This is a genomic window from Sunxiuqinia dokdonensis (genome assembly GCF_001270965.1).
GTDB classification, from domain to species: domain Bacteria; phylum Bacteroidota; class Bacteroidia; order Bacteroidales; family Prolixibacteraceae; genus Sunxiuqinia; species Sunxiuqinia dokdonensis.
Window position 1 is genome coordinate 22,016 of the sequence record NZ_LGIA01000051.1, and the last position, 6,122, is coordinate 28,137.

The following is a 6,122-nucleotide window of genomic DNA, read 5'->3' on the forward strand; positions in this document are numbered from 1 at the left end:
TGGTTCGTGCGTTCAAGACTCATTTGCATCTCATTGCTGTATTTTTTTAAAACAACGACCGAAGTTTGATAAGAAGTGATTTCTAAATCTATGTTAACAGAATAATGGAATTCAATTTTTATCCTTATTTTTTACAGCCTGATGAAAAAAGCGATGGCGATCATATTTGCTGTTTTTTACCTGCTCGTTACAGTCGGCATGGCTGTGCAGGTGCATTATTGCTCAGGCGAAATTGCCTCCGTACAGCTTTTTTCAGAAGCGAATTCCTGTTGTGACGAAGATGGTGCGTGCAGTTCCAACTGTTGTCACTATGCATCAAAGGTGATTCAGTTTGAAGAACAGCAAACACTTCCCGGTAATTTGAGGTTGAACATCGCTGAGACAGCAGCAGATTTAGCTGCTCCGGCGTCGGTTCATCCGCCTGTTTCTTGTACGGTAAAAGAATCTCCTAGCACTGACAATGCTTCTTTGCCCCCGCCAAACGAGCCGGTCTGGTTGCTGCATTGCTCGCTGGTTTACTACGGTTAGCTTTTCAATTGATCGATCACGAACGGGCTGTTATTCCAACGAGCCTGATATTCTTATGGCATCAATTTAAAAACTGACAAAAATGAAAACATCAATTTTATATTTCGTTATACTCGGTCTGTTTCTTACCCTGACCGCTTTTGCCGAAAATGGCGAGAAAAAGAAAAAAGTAGAAACCCTCGAATTTGAAGTCTCCGGCGTGTGTGGCGCGTGCGAAAAGCGCATTGAAAAAGCGGCACTCATCAAAGGTGTGAAAATGGCTGAGTGGGACAAGCATACCCAAAAAATCAAAGTCATCTATTCTACCAAGAAAGTCGACGAAAACGCCATTCATCAGGCCATTGCCAAAGCCGGGCACGACACGAAAAAGGTGAAAGCCACCGATGAAGCATACGCGCAACTTAGCGATTGCTGTAAATACCGCGACGGAGTAGAAATTCACTAATTCAAATGAACATGAATCAGAAGGGATGGCTTGTTTTCCTGCTGCTTGTAGTTCCGTTGTACGGGTGGGCGCAACTCGCCCCAGATGTTGTGAAAGGCAAAGTAGCAGAGCAAACAGAAGATGGAAAGACGGCGCCTCTCGTTGGCGTCAATGTGTATTGGGAAGGCACCACAATTGGTACCAGTTCGGATCATGACGGACAATTCGCCCTGGAGCGGACTGATAAAACCAACCAATTGGTGTTTAGTTATATTGGTTATTCAAACGATACGCTGGAAGTTACGGGTGACCAGATTCCGATGGTGGTGATGGATGCTTCGCGCGAGTTGGGTGAAGTGGAAGTGGTGCACCGGCAGAAATCAACCGAAATCTCCATGCTGGGATCCATCAAGGTAGAGCAGATTGGCGAGAAGGAGCTGTGTAAAGCAGCCTGTTGCAACCTGAGTGAAAGTTTTGAAACCAGCCCAAGTATTGATGTTTCGTTTACCGATGCGGTGACTGGGTCGCGCCAGATTCAGATGTTGGGGCTGGCCGGGCCGTACGTCCAGATGACCCGTGAAAATATTCCGGACATGCGCGGCTTGGCTTCGGTTTACGGCTTGACACTCGTTCCGGGAACCTGGATCGAAAGCATTCAACTAAACAAGGGAACGGGCTCGGTGGTGAATGGCTACGAAAGCATTGCCGGGCAAATCAATATTGAAATGCGGAAGCCCGATGTGGCCGAGCGACTGTATTTGAACTTGTTTGCCAATGCCGAAAGCCGGCTGGAAGCCAACCTGAACCTGGCTCACCGGTTTAAAAATGAAAATTGGTCAACCGCCCTGCTGCTGCATGGAAAAGATAATTCCGAGAAGTTGGATCACAACAACGATGGCTTTATGGATATGCCCACCGGCAGCACGTTTACAGCACTGAACCGCTGGACGTATAATGGCGGACAGGGCATTCACCTGCAGTTTGGCATCAAGGGATCGACCATGACCAGCGAAGGCGGGCAGGTAGACTTTCGGCCTGAAGATGCCCTGACAACCAATGCCTGGGGCATGAACGTCGATGTGCAGCGGCTGGAAGGCTGGGCAAAGATAGGGAAGGTGTTTTATGATCTTCCGTGGAAATCGATGGGCTTACAACTGGCGGGTATCACCCATGAGCAGGACAGCTATTTTGGTTTGAATGCCTACCATGCCAAGCAGCAATCGGCCTATGCCAATTTCATTTACCAGAGTATTATTGGCAACACCAACCACGAGTTTAAAACAGGGGCTTCTCTTCAGTATGATGATTTTCGTGAAAGCCTGAACGACACCCTTTTCAACCGCGAAGAATCGGTTCCGGGTGTTTTCTTTGAGTATAGCTGGTTGCCGTCCGATGCGTTTAGCCTGGTGGCTGGTTTGCGTGCCGATCATCACAATTCGTACGGAGCCTTTGTAACGCCACGCCTGCACATTCGTTATGCGCCGGCGGAGCAAACCGTGCTGCGGTTGTCGGCCGGGCGTGGCCAGCGCACAGCCAGCGTAATCAGCGAGAACAGTGGCGTGCTGGCCAGTTCACGCCAGATTGTGTTTCAGGGAAAAGCCAATGATCATCCGTACGGCTTTGGGCCCGAAGTGGCGTGGAACTACGGCTTGAACCTGACCCAGAAGTTTGAGTTGGGCTACCGGCCCGGAAGCGTCAGCTTCGATTTTTACCAAACAGACTTTTCCAGCCAGGTGGTGCTCGACTTGGATCAAAACCCGCAGCAGGCAATCTTTTTTGAGTCAGATGAAAAATCCTACTCCACCAGTTTTCAGGCACAACTCGATTATGAGTTGATTCAGCGACTGGATGCCCGCCTGGCCTATCGTTGGTACGATGTGAAAACCACCTATCAGCAAGGTTTGTTGGCGAAGCCTTTGTTGGCCAGCCACCGGGCATTCTTGAATCTGGCTTACGAAACCCGTAACGCGTGGAGCTTCGACTACACCATTAACTGGCAGGGCGAAAAGCGAATTCCCAATACGGAATCCAATCCGGAGGAGTTTCGGATGGATAATTATTCACCTGACTTTTTCCTGATGAATGCGCAGGTGAGCAAACGGTTTAGCGAACGGTTTGAAGTGTATGTGGGCGTTGAAAACCTGGCCGACTACAAACAACACAATCCGATTATAGCCAGCGACCAGCCGTTTAGTCCCTACTTTGACAGCTCCCTGATTTGGGGCCCGATCTTGGGACGGAAATCGTACGTTGGCCTTCGGTTCCGGATTCAATAAATAAGCCTTTGTCATTTTTTTCAACAACTGCGCTTTATATACAAACATACTGGAGTCGCAAAAACTATTAAATTTATATGCTTCTTTGAGGGAAACCAGTCAACGGGCTTGAAGTGCGATAAATAAAGCAAGGCGCAGTCATTCTGTATTTGGATGCTCTCGGCCAGCATGCGCCGCATCGCAAAGCGTTTGTTTTATTATCAATACTTCCTTGTCCTTATGCCGGACGGGCACCTCCTTTTCCAGTCGATGAAAAGGAGGAAAAAATCTTGTCAAAGTGACCCTTCTTCCCGCCTCAGGATTTTTTCTTTCCGGCGCACAACCCTGAATACCCTCCAAAACTTGTCCGGCCACTGACGGAAATCCTTCCCGCCTACGCCGGCCCGGGCGACTTTGACGGCCCACGCCGATTTCACCTTAGGGTGAAGTGGGGGACTTAAGGATCGAAACTTTTTCCTTGGGTTCTGTCGTCTGGCTCTTTCATAAAAGTCCAGATCAAGTGAGGATTGATACGCATAGGGTTGTGTATAAAGCGTTTTTTCAGAAAAGACGGATTGCGTAAACACGACAAGCCACTGACATCTTTCACGATGCAAGTGGCTTGTTTTTTAATCACGCGAAGTATCTTTTAAGCGATCAGTTTTTTTGCGCAAACTCAATCTTCCACAAGCCGCGCAGTTCGTTGAGTTGGTAGCCGGTGGCCAGGTCGTTGGGGTAGAGGGTTTGCAGCTTTTGGTAAGTTTCGGGCGCAATGGTTTCTACCGGCCCGTGGCATTGCAAACACGCTGGCAGGCCTGTTCGGATGGGTTTGTAGTAAACGGCTTTCGATTTCACCACCACCACTGTATCCTTCATCGGCTCATCCAGTTGATGGGCCCACGCCCACAGTTGTTTGTCTGCTTCCGTCTTTAAGTTATTCTCCGGATTTCGGTTTTTCTCCGAAACGCGCGATATGGTGCAGTTGTACTGGTTGCTCAGGCTGTCGGTAATTGAGGAAGCTTTCAGCTTGCAAAATTCCACCGCGTAAAGACTGCCGCCTTGTTTCATAGCACTCGAAACATGCGCCAGCAACGAGGCTTGCGCTTGCGCCGAAACCTCGCTGCCAGTTTTCAGAAGTTGTTGGTAGGTTTCAGCATCGAGATCATTTTGAACGTTCTTTTGTCCGCAGGAAAATAATAGAAAGCAGGCCAGGATTGGAATTGATAAAAGCAGTGTTTGTTTCATATTTTGCATTTTAGTTGAATTGTTTTGTTTGTGCGTACGGTCGATGGTGTTCTTTGGATTCAGGATCCGCTGGAATTTTCGACTTCTAAAAATGAGATTTGGCCAACTTCTCACCACCGTATCACTCAGTATTGAATTCACTTTTATCAAAAAAGAAAAATCAATTGATCACTAATTTTTGCCGACAAGTCCTTATCTTTCGCCTCATTCAGCAACCAGATGTTGTGGGAATGGACAAACAAACCAACTAAACCAAGTACCAATGAACGATAAAACACAAGTATCTAAAATTCTGCCGGTCTTGTTCGGCTTTTTTGTGATGGGGTTTTGCGACGTGGTCGGCATCACCTCAGCGCACGTTAAGGAAGATTTGCTTGGCGCTTACAGCCCCGAGTTTCGCGACACCCTGTCGAACATGATTCCGGTGGCCCTTTTCTCCATGTTTTTGCTGTTTTCAATTCCTACCGGAATCCTGATGAATCGGATTGGCCGGAAGAAAACGGTGATTTTAAGCAATGTCATCACCATTGTGGCCATGTTTATTCCGCTGATTGAGTACACTTTTTTTATGTCCTTGGTCGCCTTTGCCTTGTTGGGTGTGGCCAACACCATCTTGCAGGTGTCGCTCAACCCACTGCTCACCAATGTGGTGAAAGGCGAAAAGCTGCTCACCAGCAGCCTGACGGCCGGGCAGTTTGTCAAAGCCATTTCGTCGTTCAGCGCCCCCTTTATCGCCGCGTTTGCCGCTATGCAGTTTGGAAACTGGCAGTACATCTTTCCCATTTATGCGGTGGTTACCTTGTTGTCGACCATCTGGCTCATGGCCACCTCCATTGAAGAAGAGCCAGTAGCGATCAGCACGACTTCGTTTAGCAGCGTATTTGCCATTCTGAAAGACAAAACCATCCTCCTGCTTTTCCTGGGCATCGTGTTCGTGGTTGGCGTTGATGTTGGCGTAAACACCGCCGCCACCAAAATATTGATGGAACGAGCCGGACTGGATTCGATTCAGGCAGGTTACGGGCCGAGCGTTTATTTTGCCCTTCGTACTTTGGGAGCCTTTTTAGGCGCTTTCTTGCTGGCGAAATTTTCGTCGTCCAAATTCTACAAGGTCAATATTGTGATTGCCGTAGTCGCTTTGGTTGTTTTGATTTTTGCGGGTGAGAAGTTCCTGATCTTCGGATTGTACGGTGTTATTGGTTTTACCATTGCCAATGTGTTTCCGATCATCTTCGGCATGGCCATTCAGAAACGCCCCGATAAGGCCAATGAAATTTCGGGGCTGATGATTACCGGTGTATTTGGCGGGGCGGTGCTGCCGTTCTTTATGGGCATCACCTCCGACCTGATTGGTTCGCAGGTGGGCTCGGTGTTGGTTATTTTGGCCGGTGCCCTTTACTTGCTGTATGCGGCTTTTGCGATTAAGGTGGGGTGAAAAACAGGCGCACGGGTTTCCGGTCCTTCTCGCCTGAGCGAAGCGGCGCTGGCCTGTTCTGATAGTTGCCGGAGAGGGGTGACATACCCAGGGGGTTTGTTTGTTTATAGAGAAATGGCGGTTGCCCCAGCGGTATGACCCCATCCGGGGTCAAATATCTTTCTTCCACACACTATTCTACAAACATACGATGCCTCCGGCATCAGGGAAGATCAATGTTCAATCATCAATCGAT

5 protein-coding genes are annotated in these 6,122 nt (G+C 48.5%); 4 read left to right on the forward strand and 1 reads right to left on the reverse strand.

Annotated elements, in window-relative coordinates; genetic code table 11:
• The first annotated feature begins 141 nt into the window (after positions 1-141).
• The 3 genes from NC99_RS05250 to NC99_RS05260 all read left to right on the forward strand — a co-directional run bounded on the left by NC99_RS05250 (position 142) and on the right by NC99_RS05260 (position 3,228).
• Positions 142-528, forward strand: a complete 387-nt coding sequence (locus tag NC99_RS05250) for an HYC_CC_PP family protein (RefSeq protein WP_053180590.1) — start codon at positions 142-144, stop codon at positions 526-528.
• Positions 529-610: 82 nt separating this feature from the next.
• Positions 611-973, forward strand: coding sequence for a heavy-metal-associated domain-containing protein (locus NC99_RS05255; RefSeq protein WP_053180592.1), 363 nt, complete (start codon positions 611-613; stop codon positions 971-973).
• A gap of 11 nt (positions 974-984) precedes the next feature.
• Positions 985-3,228, forward strand: a complete 2,244-nt coding sequence (locus tag NC99_RS05260) for a TonB-dependent receptor (protein WP_162231148.1) — start codon at positions 985-987, stop codon at positions 3,226-3,228.
• 636 nt (positions 3,229-3,864) lie between these two features.
• Here the strand turns inward: NC99_RS05260 and NC99_RS05270 are convergent.
• Positions 3,865-4,452 (reverse strand): c-type heme family protein, encoded by a 588-nt coding sequence (locus NC99_RS05270; protein WP_162231149.1) that lies wholly within the window; start codon positions 4,450-4,452, stop codon positions 3,865-3,867.
• A gap of 262 nt (positions 4,453-4,714) precedes the next feature.
• Here NC99_RS05270 and NC99_RS05275 point away from each other — a divergent pair, with 262 nt between their 5' ends.
• Entirely contained in the window at positions 4,715-5,887 is a 1,173-nt protein-coding gene (locus NC99_RS05275; protein ID WP_053180600.1) for an MFS transporter, read from the forward strand.
• The last annotated feature ends 235 nt before the right edge of the window (positions 5,888-6,122 follow it).

Excerpts from the sequence above, each read along its gene's own strand:
- NC99_RS05250 (WP_053180590.1), top strand. The coding sequence starts at position 142 with ATGAAAAAAGCGATGGCGATCATATTTGCTGTTTTTTACCTGCTCGTT.
- NC99_RS05255 (WP_053180592.1), top strand. The coding sequence starts at position 611 with ATGAAAACATCAATTTTATATTTCGTTATACTCGGTCTGTTTCTTACC.
- NC99_RS05260 (WP_162231148.1), top strand. The coding sequence starts at position 985 with ATGAATCAGAAGGGATGGCTTGTTTTCCTGCTGCTTGTAGTTCCGTTG.
- NC99_RS05270 (WP_162231149.1), bottom strand. The coding sequence starts at position 4,452 with ATGAAACAAACACTGCTTTTATCAATTCCAATCCTGGCCTGCTTTCTA.
- NC99_RS05275 (WP_053180600.1), top strand. The coding sequence starts at position 4,715 with ATGAACGATAAAACACAAGTATCTAAAATTCTGCCGGTCTTGTTCGGC.